At 66.3% G+C, this 18,697-nt stretch carries 16 protein-coding genes; 5 read left to right on the forward strand and 11 right to left on the reverse strand.

Annotated elements, in window-relative coordinates; genetic code table 11:
* Positions 1-105: 105 nt before the first annotated feature.
* The 4 genes from V5F78_RS16665 to V5F78_RS16680 all read right to left on the reverse strand — a co-directional run bounded on the left by V5F78_RS16665 (position 106) and on the right by V5F78_RS16680 (position 3,721).
* The gene (locus V5F78_RS16665) at positions 106-1,257 is read right to left on the reverse strand and encodes a benzoate/H(+) symporter BenE family transporter (protein ID WP_394067843.1); all 1,152 of its coding nucleotides are present in this window, start codon (positions 1,255-1,257) and stop codon (positions 106-108) included.
* Between the two features lie 58 nt (positions 1,258-1,315).
* A complete protein-coding gene (gene blaOXA, locus V5F78_RS16670) occupies positions 1,316-2,161 on the reverse strand; it encodes a class D beta-lactamase (RefSeq protein ID WP_394067251.1) in 846 nt (281 codons plus the stop codon).
* A gap of 89 nt (positions 2,162-2,250) precedes the next feature.
* Positions 2,251-3,078, reverse strand: coding sequence for a 3-methyl-2-oxobutanoate hydroxymethyltransferase (panB, locus tag V5F78_RS16675; RefSeq protein ID WP_394067253.1), 828 nt, complete (start codon positions 3,076-3,078; stop codon positions 2,251-2,253).
* A gap of 73 nt (positions 3,079-3,151) precedes the next feature.
* Positions 3,152-3,721, reverse strand: coding sequence for an NnrU family protein (locus V5F78_RS16680; protein ID WP_394067255.1), 570 nt, complete (start codon positions 3,719-3,721; stop codon positions 3,152-3,154).
* Between the two features lie 398 nt (positions 3,722-4,119).
* Between V5F78_RS16680 and guaB the strand changes: the two genes are divergently transcribed.
* A complete protein-coding gene (guaB, locus tag V5F78_RS16685; protein ID WP_394067256.1) occupies positions 4,120-5,643 on the forward strand; it encodes an IMP dehydrogenase in 1,524 nt (507 codons plus the stop codon).
* Positions 5,644-5,794: 151 nt separating this feature from the next.
* Here the strand turns inward: guaB and metH are convergent, their stop codons facing one another.
* The 3 genes from metH to V5F78_RS16700 all read right to left on the reverse strand — a co-directional run bounded on the left by metH (position 5,795) and on the right by V5F78_RS16700 (position 11,582).
* Positions 5,795-9,526, reverse strand: a complete 3,732-nt coding sequence (metH, locus tag V5F78_RS16690; protein ID WP_394067258.1) for a methionine synthase — start codon at positions 9,524-9,526, stop codon at positions 5,795-5,797.
* Positions 9,527-9,639: 113 nt separating this feature from the next.
* Entirely contained in the window at positions 9,640-10,563 is a 924-nt protein-coding gene (gene metF / locus V5F78_RS16695) for a methylenetetrahydrofolate reductase [NAD(P)H] (protein WP_394067260.1), read from the reverse strand.
* Positions 10,563-11,582 (reverse strand): ArsR/SmtB family transcription factor, encoded by a 1,020-nt coding sequence (locus V5F78_RS16700; RefSeq protein WP_394067262.1) that lies wholly within the window; start codon positions 11,580-11,582, stop codon positions 10,563-10,565. The genes metF and V5F78_RS16700 overlap by 1 nt, the downstream gene beginning before the upstream one ends.
* A 318-nt stretch (positions 11,583-11,900) precedes the next feature.
* On the opposite strand from V5F78_RS16700, the gene V5F78_RS16705 reads away from it, so the two are divergent.
* Positions 11,901-13,118 (forward strand): L,D-transpeptidase, encoded by a 1,218-nt coding sequence (locus V5F78_RS16705; protein WP_394067264.1) that lies wholly within the window; start codon positions 11,901-11,903, stop codon positions 13,116-13,118.
* A 158-nt stretch (positions 13,119-13,276) separates the two neighbouring features.
* Positions 13,277-13,756 (forward strand): GNAT family N-acetyltransferase, encoded by a 480-nt coding sequence (locus V5F78_RS16710; protein WP_394067845.1) that lies wholly within the window; start codon positions 13,277-13,279, stop codon positions 13,754-13,756.
* Between the two features lie 8 nt (positions 13,757-13,764).
* Here V5F78_RS16710 and V5F78_RS16715 read toward each other — a convergent pair whose 3' ends face one another.
* Positions 13,765-14,574, reverse strand: coding sequence for a sulfotransferase family protein (locus tag V5F78_RS16715; RefSeq protein WP_394067266.1), 810 nt, complete (start codon positions 14,572-14,574; stop codon positions 13,765-13,767).
* Positions 14,575-14,755: 181 nt separating this feature from the next.
* Positions 14,756-15,487 carry a DUF1345 domain-containing protein gene (locus V5F78_RS16720; protein ID WP_394067268.1) on the reverse strand — a complete coding sequence of 244 codons (732 nt, stop codon included), beginning with the start codon at positions 15,485-15,487 and terminating at the stop codon, positions 14,756-14,758.
* Between the two features lie 137 nt (positions 15,488-15,624).
* Between V5F78_RS16720 and V5F78_RS16725 the strand changes: the two genes are divergently transcribed.
* Both V5F78_RS16725 and V5F78_RS16730 read left to right on the forward strand, forming a co-directional pair.
* The gene (locus tag V5F78_RS16725) at positions 15,625-16,194 is read left to right on the forward strand and encodes an HdeD family acid-resistance protein (RefSeq protein WP_394067270.1); all 570 of its coding nucleotides are present in this window, start codon (positions 15,625-15,627) and stop codon (positions 16,192-16,194) included.
* 23 nt (positions 16,195-16,217) lie between these two features.
* Complete coding sequence (locus V5F78_RS16730) at positions 16,218-17,027, forward strand: SGNH/GDSL hydrolase family protein (protein WP_394067271.1); 810 nt, start codon at positions 16,218-16,220, stop codon at positions 17,025-17,027.
* Between the two features lie 47 nt (positions 17,028-17,074).
* On the opposite strand, the gene V5F78_RS16735 is transcribed toward V5F78_RS16730, so the two are convergent.
* The gene (locus V5F78_RS16735; protein WP_394067273.1) at positions 17,075-17,695 is read right to left on the reverse strand and encodes a 2,3-bisphosphoglycerate-dependent phosphoglycerate mutase; all 621 of its coding nucleotides are present in this window, start codon (positions 17,693-17,695) and stop codon (positions 17,075-17,077) included.
* A gap of 148 nt (positions 17,696-17,843) precedes the next feature.
* Positions 17,844-18,659: a 4-hydroxy-tetrahydrodipicolinate reductase gene (gene dapB, locus V5F78_RS16740; RefSeq protein WP_394067275.1), complete on the reverse strand. Its 816-nt coding sequence runs from the start codon at positions 18,657-18,659 to the stop codon at positions 17,844-17,846.
* Positions 18,660-18,697: the final 38 nt, after the last annotated feature.

An 18,697-nucleotide genomic window follows, 5' to 3' on the forward strand; every position in this document is an offset into this window, starting at 1 on the left:
GGCACGCGCCGAAAGGGGCCGGACAAAGCCCAGGCCAAGGGCGCGTAAACTAGCCATGCGGCTGCATCGTGGCAAACCCTTCCGGGCAGTCGAGGGCCGGACCGGCTAAAGTTTTGCCCGGACATGATCCAGGAACAGCAGGAGCAGCCCCGCCAAAAGCCCCCAGACCGGCGCCCCGAGGCCGAAGGCCGAGACGCCGGACACAGTGGTGGTAAAGGTCGCGACCGCCGCGATCCGTCCTTTTTCCTCGGCGAGCGCGGCCGTGAGCGCGCCCGTGAGGGGAGAGAGCAGAGCAAGCCCGGCGATGGTCGCGATCAGGGCCGGCGGCAGGGCCGCGAACACCGCGACCATGGTGGCGCCAAATCCAGCCAGGATGAAATAGAACAGCGCGTAGAACGGACCGGTGAGAAACCGCTTCGTCGGATCGGGATGGGCATCCTTGCCGGTGCAGATCGCCGCCGTGATGGCGGACAGCGTTACCGAATGAGAGCCCACCGGGGCCAGCACCAGGGAGGCCAGCCCTGTCGCCGCCAGGATCGAACCGGTGGGCGGTTGATAGCCCGAGGCTCGCAGCACGGCGAACCCGGGCAGATTCTGCGCCGCCATGCTCACCAGGAACAGCGGCAGGCCGAGCCCGAGCATCACCGCCGGGTCGAACACCGGCGAAACCAGCGTCAGCTGCGGCATTTCCCACCCGCCGGCCAGCGGCGCATTGAGGCCGAAGGCGAACACGCCCGCGCCGCCCGCCACCAGAACCGCCAGCACCGCCCAGCTCGGCGAGAACAGCCGCACCAGGAAAAACAGCGCCAGCAGCGGCAGCACCAGAGCCGGGCTTGCCGCCGCATGGTCCGCCACCGCCATGACGAATCGCGCCAGCACGCCGGCCAGCATCGCCGCCGCGACGCTTACCGGAATACGCGCCACGAGACGCCCGAGCGGGCGGATGGCGGCGCACAGCATCACCAGCACCGCCGAGAGCAAAAACGCCCCGACCGCCGCCTGCATGCCGATACCGGCACCAAAACCGGCGATCAGCGCGGCGCCGGGGGTCGACCATGCCGTGACGATGGGCATGCGATGGCGCAGGCTGAGATAGAGCGTGCTTCCCGCCGCCCCAAGGCACACCGCCGCGACCCAGGATGCGGTCTGCGTGGGCGTGGCGCCCAGGACCGCCGCCGCCGAAAGAACCAGCGGCACGGTGCCGCCGAACCCCACCAGCGCCGCGACAAGCGCGGCGATGACCACCGACAGGCGCAGCGCCGGCCCTTCACCTTGCCCATGCGGATGGGTTTCGACAGGCGCGTCCACGGCCGCCTCAGCGATCCTGAGCCCGCAGGACCGGATCCAGCGCCATCAGCGCCTGCCGCCGCGCCCGCAGGCCGAGCGGCTCGTCCACCGCGAAGTCGAGCGACATGAAGCGCACGAACACGAAGGTCCGCCCGCCCTTCTGCGCCCAGCCGACGAACCAGCCGAATGGCCGCGTGCGGTCCAGCCGGCCGTCATTGAGCTGCAAGAATCCCGAGCCCGTCTTGCCATAGAGCAAATAGCCGGCCGGCTCCTCGGGCGCCTTGAGCAGGGCGATGGTCTGGTCCACCGCATCGGCGCTGACCGGCAGCTCGCCCTTCAGCATCTTGCGCAGGAACTCCACCTGCTCGCGCGGCGAGATCTGGAGCGAGGAGGACAGCCAGGCGCGGATCAACCCATTGTCCTTGCCGGGATCTCCGGAGAGGTTCTCGTTGCCATAGGCGAACGCCTTCACATAGCCGGCGAACTTTTCCGCCCCGAGCTTTCGGGTCAGCACCTGTGAGTACCAGACGACGGAATTTTTCATCCAGCTCTGCGGCGTCTGTGGGCCGGCCCAGGTCTCCTTCTGCGCCCCCTCCCCCTCCGCGAGCCCCGGCTCGGTGGTGAACACCGGAACCGTCGCGCTCTTCAGGATGCCGCTGTCATAGCCCATGAGCGCCAAAGCGATCTTGAAGGTGGAAGCGGGCGAATGGCGGCTGGCGCACAGCCCCTGCTTCGCGACCACCTGGGCGCTTTTCAGCTCGGTGACGAGAAGGCAATCCTCGGCCGCCCAAGCCGCCGGGGCGAGCAGGAGCGGCAGGGCGAGCGCGGCCAGCGCCCACACCCCGCGGAGCGCTTGCCCTCCGAACACGCGCACGACGAGCCGCGCAGCGCCCCTGCCCGGCAAGCGGGAGGGGGGGCAAGCTAAGGTTTCGACACAGGTTGCGCCCCCGCCTGCCAGCCGGCTCACGCCTTCTGCGCCCTGGGCGCGTAGGTGTGTTCCGGGCCAGGGAAAGTGCGGGCGCGCACCTCGTCGGCATAAGTGGCCACCGCCTGTTCGATGGCGGGGCCCAGCTCGGCGTATTTCTTGACGAACTTCGGCACCCGCTGGCCGAGGCCGAGCATGTCTTCCAGCACCAGGATCTGGCCGTCGCACGCCGGGCTGCCGCCAATGCCGATGGTCGGCGTCGCGATTTCCTGCGTGATGCGGCGCGCCACCGGCTCGGCCATGGCCTCCAGCACGATGGAAAAGGCGCCGGCCTCGGCCACCGCGCGGGCGTCCTCGACGATGGACGCCGCCTCTGCATCGTCGCGGCCGCGCGCCTTGAAGGAGCCGAGCGTGTTGATGGCCTGGGGAGTCAGGCCCACATGCCCCATCACCGGCACGCCGCGATCCACCAGGAAGCGCACGGTCTCGGCCATGCGCACGCCGCCTTCGAGCTTCACCGCGCCGGCGCCGGTTTCCTTGAGCACGCGGGCGGCCGTGTGGAACGCCTCCACCGGGCTCGCCTCATAACTGCCGAACGGCAGGTCCACCACGATCAGAGCCCGTTTCGTACCGCGCACGACCGCGCGCCCATGCACGATCATCATCTCCACCGTGACCGGCACGGTGGTTTCCAGCCCGTGCATCACCATGCCCAGGCTGTCGCCGACCAGGATCACATCCACATGGCGATCCAGAAGCTGGGCGGTGTGTGCATGGTAGGAGGTCAGGCAGACGATGGGGTCCCCGCTCTTGCGCGCGAAGATTTCCGGCGCGGTGACGCGCTTGGCGTCGGCTTGGATGGACATGACGCGTTCCTCGATATGTTTTTGCTTGAAGCTTGGCTGGACGGGAACCCGGCGCGCGGCCCCGTCCGAAAAGTCATCCCATGACAGGCACGCCGACGACATAGGGATGGAAGACGAAGGCGAGCAGGAGATAGAGGACGAGGCCGCCCGCCACCGCCAGCATGTCTCCCCGATAGCCCTGCGGCGCCACCGGCAGCGGTGCGCCGCGGCGCTTCAGCGAGATGCGGTCATAGACCGCCCAGGCAAGCACCGAGCCGAACAGGACGATGGAGGCGATATCGCCATTGGCCAGCAGATGGGCCAGCGCCCAGATCTTCACTGCGACCAGCAGCGGATGCTTGAGCTTCGCCTTGATGTGGCTCGGCACATAGGCCGCGACGCCGGCAATGGCGGCGAACAGCATCAGCAGCACGGTGATGTGACGCATGAACAGCGGCGGATCCCACACCGGGGCCGAGCCGGCCGCCCGCCACAAACCGAATCCATAGGCGGTGAGCAGGAGGCCGCTGACCGCGAGCAGCGAGAAAAAGCCCTTGTACTGTCCCTCGCCGAGGCGGGCAATCAGATGGGCCCGCATCCCCCGCAGGCTGACCAGCACATGGACGCCCAGCAACACGACGAGCCCGAACAGCATCATGTACATACGCGCATTCCTTGCCCGACACCCGCCCGTGACGCACCGAACGTCCGCTCACACGGACGTGCCTTCGCGCTGGGCGTGGCGACATTAGAGCATGCCCAAGAAATGTCGATCAGGAATTGATCGGAACGCACCCATATAAGATATTGATATCGCTATATATATTCTAAATGCGTGGCGTGCGGGCCAAGGTTTCAGGCAGCACGGCGCGCGAACGGGCATCGCTCGCGGGGCGCCCCTGCGCCCGACGCATGGGGGAAGCGTGCCGGCGGGTCTTTGAATCGTCGCCCGGCCATGGTATGCGCCACCGCCAACTCGATAACGCAGCCGGGACGAGCTCTTCCGCCGCGTTTCCTTCTTCCCGGCCGACCTTCGGCCGCGCTCATATCAAGGAGTTGGCCATGTCGTCGCCCAGCGTGCCCGGCTCGATCCACCCCATTTCCGGTTCGCCCTTTCGCGAAGCGCTGACCTTCGACGACGTGCTGCTGTTGCCCGGCCCGTCGGAAGTCATGCCCGGCGATGTGAAGCTGATCAGCCGCCTCACCTCCACCATCACGCTCAACATCCCGATCCTGTCCGCCGCGATGGACACGGTGACCGAATCGCGCCTTGCCATCGCCATGGCCCAGGCCGGTGGCATCGGCGTCATCCACCGCAACCTCACGCCGGAAATCCAAGCCGAGCATGTGCGGCAGGTGAAGAAGTTCGAATCGGGCATGGTGGTGAACCCCGTCACCATCCATCCCGACGATACGCTCGCCGACGCTTTGGCGCTGATGAAGCGCTATTCCATCTCCGGCATTCCGGTGGTGGAGCGCGGCACCAACGGGCGCGGCGGCAAGCTGGTCGGCATTCTCACCAACCGCGACGTGCGCTTCGCCACCGACCCCACCCAACGGGTCGCAGAGCTGATGACCAAGGACAAGCTCATCACCGTGGATGAGGGCGTCAACCAGAGCGAAGCCAAGCGCCTGCTGCATCATCACCGCATCGAGAAGCTGCTGGTGGTGGACAATGATTACCGCTGCGTCGGCCTGATCACGGTGAAGGACATCGAGAAGGCGGTCGCCAATCCCAATGCCGCCAAGGACGAGCAGGGCCGCCTGCGTGTCGCTGCCGCGACCACGGTCGGCGAGGACGGCTACGAGCGCACCGAGCGCCTCATCGACGCCGGCGTGGATCTGGTGGTGGTCGATACCGCCCACGGCCATTCCCGCAAGGTGCTGGACCAGGTGGAGCGCATCAAGCGCATGTCCAACACCACCCAGATCCTGGCCGGCAACATCGCCACCGCCGACGGCGCCAAGGCCCTGATCGACGCCGGCGCGGACGCCATCAAGGTCGGCATCGGCCCCGGCTCCATTTGCACCACACGCATCGTCGCCGGCGTGGGCGTGCCCCAGCTCACCGCCGTGATGGATGCGGTGGAGGCAGCCCAGGCCACCAATACCCCGGTGATCGCCGACGGCGGCATCAAATATTCCGGCGACCTCGCCAAGGCGCTCGCCGCCGGCGCCTCCTGCGCCATGATCGGCTCGCTGCTGGCCGGCACCGACGAGAGCCCGGGCGAAGTCTTCCTGTTCCAGGGCCGCTCGTACAAATCCTATCGCGGCATGGGCTCGGTGGGGGCCATGTCGCGCGGTTCGGCGGATCGCTATTTCCAGGCGGAAGTGCGCGACACGCTGAAGCTGGTGCCGGAAGGCATCGAGGGGCAGGTCGCGTACAAGGGCCCGGTCTCGGCCGTGTTGCACCAGCTCTCCGGCGGCCTGCGCGCGGCCATGGGCTATGTGGGCGGCGCGGATCTGACCGAATTCCGCGAGAAGGCGCGCTTCGTGCGCATCTCCTCCGCCGGCCTGCGTGAAAGTCACGTCCACGACGTGACGATCACCCGCGAGAGCCCGAACTATCCCATGAGCGGGATCTGAGGAAAGCGCGCTCGCGCTGACGGGCCTGCCGCGTCAGCGATCGTGCTTTCTGAATCGAAAAAAGCCGAGGCTGCATGCCTCGGCTTTTTTATTGCGCGATGACGTGGGCTTAAGCGCGTATGGGTCGCCCCGCCTTCGCTCTGGCCCTGCCCTATTCGGCGGCCTCGCGCCGGGTGGGATCGTAATTGAGGATCGGCGCCAGCCAGCGCTCGCCCTCCTCCACGCTCCACCCCTTGCGGGCGGCATAATCCTCCACCTGGTCGCGCTCGATCCGGCCGATGCCGAAATAGGCGCTCTCGGGATGGGAGAAATAGAGGCCGGAAACCGCCGCGCCCGGCCACATGGCATAGCTCTCGGTCAGTTCCAGGCCGATCTTGTCGGTGGCATCCAGGATCGAGAACAGCGTCCCCTTCTCCGTATGGTCCGGCTGCGCCGGGTAGCCCGGCGCGGGGCGGATGCCGCGATATTTCTCCAGGATGATGTCTTCGGTCGAGAGTCCTTCGTCCGGCGCATAGGCCCATAACTGGGTCCGCACCAGATGGTGCATGCGCTCGGCGAAAGCTTCCGCCAGCCGGTCCGCCAGCGCCTTCACCATGATCGCGGAATAATCGTCGTTCGCATGCTTGAAGGCATCGGAGCGCGCCTGCTCGCCGAACCCCGTTGTGACGGCAAAGCCGCCCACATAATCCGGCACCCCGGTTTCCAAGGGTGCGACGAAATCCGAGAGCGCCAGATTGTAGCGCCCTTCGCGCCGGGCGAGCTGCTGCCGCAGCGTGTGCAGGGTCGCGAGCGGCGTCTTGCGCGTGTCGTCGCGAAAAAGAACGATGTCGTCGCCGATGCTGTTGGCGGGCCAGAAGCCCACCACCGCCTTCGCCGTCACCCACTTCTCTTCCACCATCTGCGCGAGCATGGCCTGCGCATCCTTGAACAGGTTGCGCGCCGGCTCGCCCACCGTGGGGTCTTCCAGGATCGCCGGATAGCGGCCGGACAATTCCCAAGATTGGAAGAACGGCGTCCAATCGATGAAGGGCACGAGGTCGGCGAGGTCGTGGTCCTCGAACACGCGGGTGCCAAGGAAGGCGGGCTTGGGCGGCAGATAGCCCGTGAAATCCAGCTTCAGCCCGTTTTCGCGCGCCTTCGCCAGCGGCACGCGCTGCTTGGCGGCATCCGCGCGGGCGTGGGCATCCGCCAGCTTCACATATTCCGCCTTCACGTCGGCCATGTAGGAGGCGCGCGTTTCCGGGTTCAGAAGGTTCGCCACCACGCCGACTGCGCGGCTCGCGTCGGTGACATAGACCGCCTGCCCGCGCTCATATTGCGGGGCGATCTTCACCGCCGTATGGACGCGGGAAGTGGTGGCTCCGCCGATCAGCAGCGGCACGACAAAGCCCTCGCGCTCCATCTCGGAGGCGACGGAGACCATCTCGTCGAGCGAGGGGGTGATGAGGCCGGAGAGGCCGATCACATCCACATTCTCGCGCTTGGCGGTTTCCAGGATCTTGGCAGTGGGCACCATGACGCCGAGGTCGATGACCTCGAAATTATTGCACTGCAACACAACACCAACGATGTTCTTGCCGATGTCGTGCACGTCGCCCTTCACCGTCGCCATCAGGATCTTGCCGGCGGACGAAGATTCGGTGGTGCCGTTGTCCAGCTTCTCCTGCTCCATGAAGGGCATGAGATAGGCCACCGCCTGCTTCATCACGCGGGCGGACTTCACCACCTGCGGCAGGAACATCTTGCCGGCGCCGAACAGGTCGCCGACCACGTTCATGCCCGCCATCAGCGGGCCTTCGATGACGTGCAGCGGCCGCGCCACCTGCCGGCGGGCTTCCTCGGTGTCGGCATCGACGAATTCGGTGATGCCATTGATCAGCGCATGGGCGAGGCGCTTCTCCACCGGCCAGGTCCGCCAAGCGAGATCTGCCTCCTTCTTCTCCTTGCCGGCGCCGCCCTTGAAGCCTTCGGCCAGGGTCAGCAGGCGCTCGGTGGAATCGGGATCGCGGTTCAGAACCACGTCTTCGCACGCCTCCCGCAACTCGGCGGGAATCTCGTCATAGACCGCGAGCTGGCCGGCATTGACGATGCCCATGTCCATGCCCGCCTTGATGGCGTGGTAGAGGAACACGGCGTGCATCGCCTCGCGCACCGGCTCGTTGCCGCGGAACGAGAACGACAGGTTCGAGACGCCGCCCGAGATGTGGGCGTAAGGCAAATGCTCGCGGATCCAGCGCGTGGCCTCAATGAAATACACGCCATAGGGCGCGTGCTCCTCGATGCCGGTGGCCACAGCGAAGATATTGGGATCGAAAATGATGTCCTCGGGGGGGAAGCCGAGTTCCTCCACCAGGATCTTATAGGCGCGCGCGCAGATCTGCGTCTTGCGCTCGAACGTGTCGGCCTGTCCCTGCTCATCGAACGCCATCACCACCACGGCGGCGCCATAGCGGCGCACGAGGCGCGCCTGGGCGCGGAAGGCGTCCTCCCCCTCCTTCATGGAGATGGAGTTCACGATTCCCTTGCCCTGAATGCACTTCAGCCCGGCCTCGATGATCGCCCACTTCGAGCTGTCCACCATCACCGGCACGCGGGAAATGTCGGGCTCGGCGGCGACCAAGTTTAGGAAGGTCACCATGGCCTTCTGACTGTCCAGCAGGCCCTCGTCCATGTTGATGTCGATGACCTGGGCGCCGTTTTCCACTTGATCGCGGGCGACATCGAGCGCGGCGGGGAAATCGCCATTGGTGATCAGCTTGCGGAAGCGGGCCGAGCCGGTGACGTTGGTGCGCTCGCCCACGTTCACGAACGGGATCTGCGGCGTCAGCTCGAACGGCTCCAGGCCCGAAAGGCGCAGCATGGGCGGCAGGTCGGGCACGAGGCGCGGCTTGTGGACGGAGACCGCCTTCGCCACGGCGGCGATATGGTCCGGCGTGGTGCCGCAGCAGCCGCCGACGATATTTACCAGACCCGAGGCGGCGAACTCGCCCACCAGGGCCGCCATGGCCTCGGGGCTCTCGTCATACATGCCGAATTCATTGGGCAGGCCGGCATTGGGATAAGCGCACACCAGCGTATCCGCGACCTTGCCGATCTCGGCGATATGGCCGCGCATCTCCTTGGCGCCGAGCGCGCAATTGAGGCCGATGGAGAACGGCTGGGCGTGGCGCAGCGAATACCAGAAGGCCGCCGGCGTCTGCCCGGAGAGCGTGCGGCCGGACAGATCGGTGATGGTGCCCGAAATCATCACCGGCACGCGATAGCCCAGTTCGTCGAACAGCCCCTCGATGGCGAAGATCGCCGCCTTGGCGTTCAGCGTGTCGAAAATGGTCTCGATCAGCAGGAGGTCCGCGCCGCCCGCCAGAAGGCCGCGCGCCTGCTCGCCATAGGCCACGGCCAGTTCGTCGAACGAGGTTGCGCGGAAGCCGGGATCGTTCACGTCCGGCGAGATCGAGGCGGTGCGGTTGGTGGGGCCGATGGCGCCGGCGACGAAGCGGGGACGTCCATCTTGTGCCTGCGCCTGCGCCGCTGCTTCCTTGGCGAGGCGGGCGCCCTCCAGGTTCAGCTCGTAGGCGAATTCCTCCATGCCGTAATCGGCCTGGGCGATGGTGGTGGAGGAAAACGTGTTGGTCTCGACGATGTCGGCGCCAGCCATGAAATACTTCAGGTGGATGGCGCGCACGTCGTCCTGCCGGGTCAGGTTCAGCAGGTCGTTATTGCCCTTCACGTCCCGCGGCCAGGCGGCGAAGCGCGCGCCGCGATAGCCGGCCTCGTCCAGCTTCAGGCCCTGGATCATGGTGCCCATGGCCCCGTCCAGCACCAGGATGCGCTCGCGCGCAGCGGCATGGAGGGCGGCGGTGGTTTCGTTTCGGGTGTCGGTCATGGTGCACCACTGATCCCGTCTGGGAAGCGTTGATTCGTCTGCTCGGGAAAGCGGCCCGGACCGCGCGGGCCGGCAACGCCATCTGGCGACGCCGCCCCATTAATCGCGAAACATCACACGGCGATGGCCTGCGGCGCCGCATTGTCCACACCCTTGGCCCGAAGGCCGAGCAAATGGCAGATGGCATAGACCAGGTCGGCGCGGTTCAAGGTGTAGAAATGGATATCGCCCGCGCCGCGATCAACCAGATCGGTCGCCTGTTCGGCGGCGACGGCGGCAGCGATCAGCTTGCGCGTCTCCGGATCATTGTCGAGGCCTTCGAAGCGCTTGGCGAGCCAGTCCGGCACGCTCGCGCCGGTGCGGGCGGCGAAGTTCGCGGCCTGCTTGAAATTGGTCACGGGCAGGATGCCGGGCAGGATCGGAATGTCGATGCCGCGCGCGCGGACCTTGTCCAGATAGCGGAAATAGACGTCGTTATCGAAGAAGAACTGGGTGATGGCGCGGGTCGCGCCGTTGTCCACCTTCTCCTTCAGATAATCAATGTCGGCATCTATGCTCGGGCTTTCGGGATGCTTTTCCGGATAGGCCGAGACGGACACCTCGAAATCCCCAAGCTTGCGGATGCCCGCCACGAGATCGCAGGCATGGGCATAGCCGTCCGGGTGCGGCTCGTATTTCGTGCCGACCCCGCTGGTGGGATCGCCGCGCAGCGCGACGATGTGCTTCACGCCCGCCTTGGCATAGGCGCGGACCACATCATCAATCTCGGCGCGGGTCGCGGCGACGCAGGTGAGATGGGCGGCGGGGGCAAGATCGGTCTCGCGCACCAGCCGCTCGACGGTGGCGTGGGTGCGCTCGCGGGTGGAGCCGCCGGCCCCGTAGGTGACGGAAACGAAGCGCGGCGCGAGCGGCGCGAGGCGGGCAACGCTGGCCCACAGGTTGCGCTCCATCTCCTCGCTCTTGGGCGGGAAGAATTCAAACGAGACGCCCACCGGCGCCTTGCCAATTTCCCGGCTCGCACGGATCGGCCCGGCCATCACGCAACCTCTCTCTGTTCTTGGGCTTCGGCGACACGCGAGTCGCGGGCGAGCCATAAGGATACGGTCAGCGCATCGCCGCCGCTGCGCTCGGGGGCGAGCAGGCGATGCATCGTCGGCACGAGGCCGGCTTGGCTCAGCCAAGCCTCCACCGCTTCGGCGGAGAATCCGAGCCTGCGGTGGGCATGGGCTTCGCGCAGGAATTCCAGATCGTGCGGCGCAAAATCAATCACCAGCAGGCGTCCACCGGGACGCAGCAAGCGTGCGGCCTCGCGCACCGCGCGGCCGGCATCGTCGAGGAAGTGCAGCACCTGATGGATGATGACGGCATCGAAGCTCTCGCGCGGCATGGCAAGATTGTAGATGTCGCCCTGGCGGACCGAGCAATTGCGGATGCCCGCCTGCTCCAGATGGGCGCGCGCGATGCCCAGCATGTCGGGAGACAGATCGACGCCCACACCGCGCCCGATCTCGGGTGCGAACAGCTCCAGCATGCGGCCGGTGCCGGTGCCGAGATCGAGCAGCGCATCAATGGGCCGCTCGGACAAGGCCTCGCGCACCGCCGCCTCCACCGCCGTTTCGGGTACATGAAGGCTGCGGATGGCATCCCATTGGGCGGCATGGGCGGCAAAATAGGTCTGCGCCGCCTGGGCACGGGCGGCCCGCACCTCGGCGAGGCGCTCGAGATCGCGCCGCGCCACATCGTCCATCGGATCGAGCAATTGGAGCAGGATGCCGGCGAGGCGTGCGCCAGGCCCTTCCGCCGCGCGGCGATAAAACATCCAGCTGGCCTCGCGATGGCGCTCGACCAGGCCGGCATCCGCCAGCAGCTTGAGGTGGCGCGAGATGCGGGGCTGGGATTGGCCGAGAATCTCCGTCAGGTCGGACACCGTCAGCTCCGCCTCGCCGAGCACGGCGAGCAGGCGCAGACGTGTATCCTCGCCCGCCGCCTTCAGCCCTTCGAGAAGGACGGCATAGGACAGTGGCTTCGCCGTGAGATCGTGACCAACTAAAGACATAAAGATATCTTTATATTGATCCCGCGCCGTTTTCAAGCGGCGCGACCGTCACCCTCCTGCAACGCATTCCAGGATTGCACCACGTTTGGGTTACCAATGCGTCTTTGCGTTGCGCCGCGGTCGAGCGAGCGCTACGAGTTCAACGGAACATAAGGTGCCCTCAAGTGGTTATGGAAGCGGCGGGGAACCATTGTTTCGCGGGCTTGATCCATCGCATGAGCGTCTAACGCTCCGGCATGCAAGCTTGGCAAAACGGTGGGGTGAAAAAATTCCGACCGTTTCCAATTTCGTCACGTTTCAGGATTAACAACGAATCCCATGACGCTGCGCAACACACTCCTCTCCGCCCTCGGGATCTCTGTCCTGGCCGTTTCGGCGCAGGCTCAGCCCCTCCAGAGCCAGTATTATGTCCCCGCGGCCGCCGCGGCGGTGGACGAGGACGACGCGACCGGCGCCATCGCTCCCGAGCCTGCGGGAACTGTCCCTGGCTACAATGATCCTTATGCCCGTCCCGCGACGCGGAACGACGCCGTGCAGAGCGCGCCCATCGCGCCGCCGCCGGGCAGCGTTCAGGCGCCGTCCTATGCCGCGCCTGGATATGCCCAGCCGGCACCGCAGCAAGGGTATTCGCAGGGTGCGCCCGTTCAGGCCGCAGCGCCCAGCAACCAGCCAATCTCGATTGCGCCCCAAGGCAGCTATGCCCCGCAAGGCGGCTATGCCACCCAAGGCAACCCGCAGGGTTATGTGCAGCCCCAGCAAGGCTATGCCCAGCAGCCCCAGGGCTATGTGCAGCCGCAGGCCTCCGGCGAACCGCCGACCTCCGCGCAGCAGGACGCCTTGCGCGCGCAGGCGCTTCAGCAGGGCTATGTCCAACCCCAGCAAGGCTATGTTCAGCCGCAGACGGCGTCCTATGGCGGCGCCGCTCCGGGCTCGGTCGCGCCGCCCTCCGGCGTCTATGGGGCCAATGCCGCCGTTGTTCCCGGCACGCAGGAAGCGCCCTCCGGCCCGCGCATCGAAGATGTCGATCCGACCGAGCCGGTGCCTGAGCGTTTCCGCCGCCAGACGGTGGACTTCCCGAGCACCCAGCCGGCCGGCACCATCGTTATCGACACCTCGAACACCTATCTCTATCTGGTGCAGGGGGGTGGCAAGGCCATCCGCTATGGCATCGGCGTGGGCCGTGATGGCTTCACCTGGGCCGGCACCGAGAAGATCACCCGCAAGGCGGAATGGGCCGATTGGCGTCCGCCGGCGGAAATGATCACCCGCCAGCCCTACCTGCCGCGCTTCATGGCCGGTGGCCCCGGCAATCCGCTCGGCGCGCGCACGCTTTATCTCGGCGGCACCGTGTATCGAATCCACGGCACCAACGAGCCGCAGACCATCGGCAAGTTCGTCTCCTCCGGCTGCTTCCGCATGCTGAACGCGGACGTGGAAGATCTGTTCGACCGGGTCAAGGTTGGCACCAAGGTTGTCATCATGCCCAAGACCGGCGGCGCGCAGGCCAATGCCGGATCCAATTCCCAGAGTCATTGACGCTAAGTCCCTTGGGACTTAGGCCCTGGAGTTGAAATAAAACGAAAAGCGCGCCCTCAGGCGCGCTTTTCTTTTGAATGACGGCCACACGTCGCCGGCGCGTGCCCAACTGGGGCGCCTCGCGCCGCCCGGTGGCTTTCACCGAACGGGGCGGCATCATGGACCTGGAACAGCAAACGGCGTCGTCCCCGATTGCAATTGCGCTTCGGAATGCCGCGCCACCCGATGAAGCGCGCTGGCGCGATCTATGGGCAGGCTACACGGCCTTCTATGAAACCGACGTGCCCGAAGACGTCACGGCGCACACCTGGGCGCGCATCCTCGATCCCGCCTCGCCCATCTCCTGCCGCCTCGCCGAGCGCGCGGGTGAGGTGGTGGGCTTTGCCGTCAGCGTGCTGCATCCCGGCACCTGGGGCCACGGGCCGCGCTGCTATCTGGAAGATCTTTTCGTCGATCCCAGGGTGCGCGGCGGCGGCATCGGCCGGGCCTTGATTGAGGATCTCATAACGCGCGGTCGGGCCGAAGGCTGGACCGAGGTGTACTGGCACACCAAGGCCAGCAACGCCACGGCGCGTCGTCTTTACGATACGTTCACTCTGGCGGACGCATTCGTGCGCTATTGCGTGCCGCTCGCCTGAGCCCGCCGCTACGCCCCCGCACAGACCGAAGCCCCAGCGGCGCAGTCGCGGGAAGAGGCCGAAGTGATCACTGGCCAGTCCGATATGTCGAGGCCGGTCATGCGCGTGAATGTGTCCAACTCCGTCGCCAGCAGGCTGGAGATCAGCGCATTGTCCGCCTGCGTGGGATGGCACGGCCAACTCCTGTCGGGGCGCGCGCATGCGCGCTTAGCGGCCATGGGCGGAAAGCTGTCCAGGCCAAGGAAGGTGGCGATGCGCCCCAATGTGGTTTGCGGATCGCGCGCCAGATCCTGCGAGCGAAGGAACAGCAATTGGTCGACGGGAAAATGCGCCAGCGCCCGTTGGACCTGGGAGCCATAGAAGCCGCGCTCCACATAGCTGAAATCCCGCCATGCCCGCGTCAGCAGCGCATCCTGCGACAGGCGGGCCCGGCCCGCGCGGAGGGCATCGGCAAACATCATCTGCTCAACGCCACGGGCGTAGTTCATGCACCATTGGGACCAGGCGCGTTCGCCAGGGTCGCGAAACAGGAAGATCAGCCGGGCATCCGGATTATAAGCCCGGATCCGGGCCATTGCGGGCGGCCAGAACATATAGATCGGCGTCGCCTCGAATCGCAGGCGCCCATCGGCCTCCGGAAATGCCGATTCGAGGATGCCGTAGTCCGGTTGCCGCCAATTGTTCGTCTCATTGTCGAAAAAATGCAGCTCCTTGCGGTTTGGAGATGCAATGTCGGGATGCGCGCTCAGATATTCGAACAGGCTGGTGGTCCCGCCTTTTTGGACACCGCACACAAATGCCGAGATGCGTCGTGGCACCTGCTTCTCCACCCCCGCGCATATCCCTGCGCCCGATCGGGGCCGGCGGCCACCTTCTAATCAAGCTTAATAAAAAAATGTGCTGGCGGGAAGCCGGCATCTATGGCTGCATTTAAGTAACCAAAGGTTGTTTAAAAATATAAAAACAACTTTAGATACTCTTCACAGCTCCCGCGCGCGCTCAGACGAGGCTGGCGGCGACGTTCACCCCCAGGGCAATCACCGCCGCATTGAAAATATAGGAGGCGATCTGGTGCCCCAGAACCACCCGGCGCATCCGGGGCGAGGGAATGGTGATGTCCGCGGTCTGCGAGGCGGTGCCGATATTGAACGAAAAATAGAGCAGGTCCCAATAATCGGGCTGCGCATCGCCGGGAAATACGAGCATGGGCGCGGCATCCGGGTGGGAGGAATAATATTCCCGCGAATAATGCAGCGCATAAATCGTGTGGAGGAACAGCCAGGAGAGCAGCAAGGTGCCCACCGCCAGCCCGACCCGCTCCGGAGATGAACTGCCGTCGGTCCCATGATGGCCGCTGGCCATGATGACCGCCACCAAGCTGATGCCGGCGCACAGAAGCGAGGCGATCAGAATAACTGGCCCGCCTTCGTCGTCGATGCCCGCATGGATGCTCAACATCGTGGCGTCGGTGCGCACCACCAGCACGCCCACGAGGCTGAGCCACATGAAAATGGCAATATCCCAGGAGATGAGCGCGCCCATCACCCCTTCCGCCCAGCCGGTCCGGATCAGGACGGCGAAGGTGAGGAGCCCGATCAGGATCGAGAGGAACAGCCGCGCATGCAGCCGCACCACCCGGTGGCCGACCCAGAGCCCGGCGATCTCGGCCGCGCGGCGCTGGGCTTGCGCTTGCTCCTTGGTGGCGCGGCTCGAACGTTTGGTCTGCGTCATCAACCGGTTTCCAGCCTGCGGCGAATCGCGCCGGTGAATTATGCGCCCCCCGGCGCCGCCCCATTGCGTCTTAGCATTGCACCGGGGGGGCGGATATGATCGCCTGCGAACGGCATTCCGCTGCCGGAGCACCCCTCATGCCCACCAGCCTTCCCTCCCCCACCGCCAAGCTTCACATCACCGAGATCCGCACCAGCTGGGGCTGGTTCGTTGCCCTTGGCGTCGCCTTCGTGGTGCTGGGCTTCATCGCGCTCGCCCATCTGCTCACCTCCACCCTCGTCACCGCGCTCTATGTGGGCGCGCTGGTGCTGGTGGCCGGCATCGTGGAGATTCTCCATGCCTTCCGCGTGCAGAGTTGGGGGCGTTTCCTGTTCTGGCTGCTGGGCGGCGTGCTCTATGTGGTCGCCGGCGGCCTCATCATGTATCAGCCGCTGCTCGCGGCCGGCGTCATCACCTTGATGATCGGCGTGTCGCTGGTGATCGGCGGCGGGTTCCGCATCTTCGCCGCGATCGGCGCGCGCCCGGCGGCCGGCTGGGGATTTCTCGCCCTCTCTGGCGTGATCACCTTCCTTTTGGGCGTGATCATCATTGCCGGCTGGCCGGTGAATTCGGTATTCCTGCTGGGCCTGTTCCTGGGCATCGACCTGATCGTGAACGGCGTCACCACCGTCCTGTTCGGGGTCGCGCTGCGCCAGAAGGCGGTGTAGGCCACCAAAAAGGAGAGAGCGGCATGGCCGCGTTGTTTTCCGGCATCGCGCGCAGCGCCTGCGGCGTCGCGCTGCTGGGCCTGTTCGCCATGCCCGCCCTGGCGCAGCCCACCGCCTGCCCCGCCCAGCCGCCCCAAGCCGCCCTCAGCGTGCCGCGCGCGGCAGCTACGTTTGCGCGCACCAAGGCGATCACCATCGTGGCGATCGGCTCCTCCTCCACCACCGGGGTCGGCGCCTCCGATCCGTCCCGCACCTATCCCGCGGTGCTGGAGGCGGAACTGCAGGCGCGCTTCCCCGGAACGCAGATCAGGGTGGTCAACAAGGGCGGCAACGGCGAGGACGTGCCGGAGAATCTCACCCGCTTCGACCGCGACGTCGGCGCGCTGAAGCCCGATGTGGTGCTCTGGCAGGTGGGCACCAATTATGTGCTGCGCAGCTTTGGCCTGGGCAATTTCGGCGCGCAGTTGCGCACCGGCATCGGCGCCATCCGCGCCTATGGCGCCGATCCGGTGCTGATCGACCTGCAATATTCGCCCTGGGTGAATATCGACGCCGACACCGGACCGATGTTGAAGCTGATCGCCGAGGTCGGGCAGCAGGAGAATGTGCCGGTGATCGCCCGCTACGCCATGATGAAGCGCTGGAAGGAGAGCGACGGCATCTCGATGTCGCAGATGATCATCCTCGACGGACTGCACCTGACGGACTGGAGCTATAAATGCTTCGCGCAAGCCGTCGCGGCGCGGCTCGCCTCCGGTCTTGCGCAGGCGCCGCGTCCCGCGAAGCCGAACGCCGGCGCGCCTTCCGAACCGTCCGCGCCCGCCATGCGCTGAGCGCGGACGCCCCGTCTCATCCCGGCCCGTAGGACGGGCCGGCCTGGTCAGACGATCAGGTCGCGATAGTCTTCGACGGTGGCATCGGGCGCGAGGCGATAGACGATGGGCGCGCCGGTCGCGAGTTCGCGCTTCATGATGCTCTCCGGCGTATGGCGTTCCAGCACCATCACCAGCGCCCGCAACGAATTGCCGTGGGCCGCCACCAGGGTCCGCCGGCCGCGCAGCACGCTCGGCAGGATTTCCTTCACGTAATAAGGCAGCGTGCGCGCAACCGTGTCGCGCAGGCTTTCGCCGCCGGGCGGGGGCGTGTCGTAGGAGCGGCGCCAGATATGGACCTGCTCCTCACCCCAGCGCTCGCGTGCCTCATCCTTGTTGAGGCCCGAGAGATCGCCGTAATCGCGCTCGTTCAGCGCCTGGTCGGCGATGGTCTCGATGCCGCTCAGCCCCATCTCTTCCAGCACCAGGGAGCAGGTGCGCTGGGCGCGGCCGAGGGCGGACGTATAAGCCAAGTCGAAGCTCAACCCTTCCGCCGCGAGCAAGGTGCCGGCGCGCTGCGCCTCCGCGACGCCCTTCTCGGTCAGGCCCGGATCGCGCCAGCCGGTGAAGAGGTTCTTGAGGTTCCACTCGCTCTGTCCGTGACGGACGAGGACGAGAAGCCGTTCCATGGACGCATTCCTTGAGCGAAGAGCCGCGGCCTGGCCTTGGGAGTGACCTGGCCTTGGGAGTGAGCCGCCGTGTGGCCGAATGATTTGTCGGCGCGACTGATAGCACGTCCGCCCCGGCAAACTCAAAAGTCATGGTGCTGCGGAGGGGTCAGAAATCCGCCAATCCAAGCACATCTGCCATGCTGTAGAGTCCGGGCTCGCGGCCCCGGGTCCAGCGGGCGGCGGTGAGCGCGCCGTGGGAGAAGATGGAGCGGTCCTCGGCCTTGTGCACCAGCTCGATGCGCTCAGCCGGGCCGGCGAAGATGACCTGATGCTCGCCGATCACCGAGCCGCCGCGCAGGCTGGCGAAGCCGATGGCCCCGGCCCGGCGCGGACCGGTGACGCCGTCACGGCCGCGCACCCCGTAATCCTCCAGATCCACGTTTCGTCCGGCCGCCGCAGCCTCGCCCAGCAACAGCGCGGTGCCGGAGGGGGCATCCACCTTGCGGGCGTGGTGCATCTCGACGATCTCGATATCGAATTCCTGCCCCAGCGTCGCCGCCACGCGCTTGGTCAGCGCCGCCAGCAGGGTCACACCAAGGCTCATATTGCCCGAGCGGACGATGACCGTGCGCCGCGCCGCGGCCGCGATGGTGGAGAGGTCGGCCGAGGAAAAGCCGGTGGTGCCGATGACATGGGCGATGCCGGCTTCCGCCAGAGTCTCGGCGAGGCGCACCGAAGCCGCGGGGGTGGTGAAATCAATCACCACGTCGGCGCCGTTCAGCACCCGCGAGACATCGTTGCGCACCGTGACACCCGAGACGCCGATGCCCGCCAGCAGGCCAGCATCTTCGCCCAGATGGGGGCTGTCGGCGTGCTCCAGCGCGCCGACCAGAGCGAACCCCTCGGTTTCGAGTACCGCGCGCAGGAGCGAACGCCCCATGCGGCCGCTGGCCCCGGTGATGACGACACGCAGATCCGACACTTGGCTTGGCTCCCCCCGGCGATCCGGGCTTTATTGTC

Origin of the sequence: Roseixanthobacter glucoisosaccharinicivorans, assembly GCF_043195095.2 — a bacterium.
Classification (GTDB): domain Bacteria; phylum Pseudomonadota; class Alphaproteobacteria; order Rhizobiales; family Xanthobacteraceae; genus NCEH01.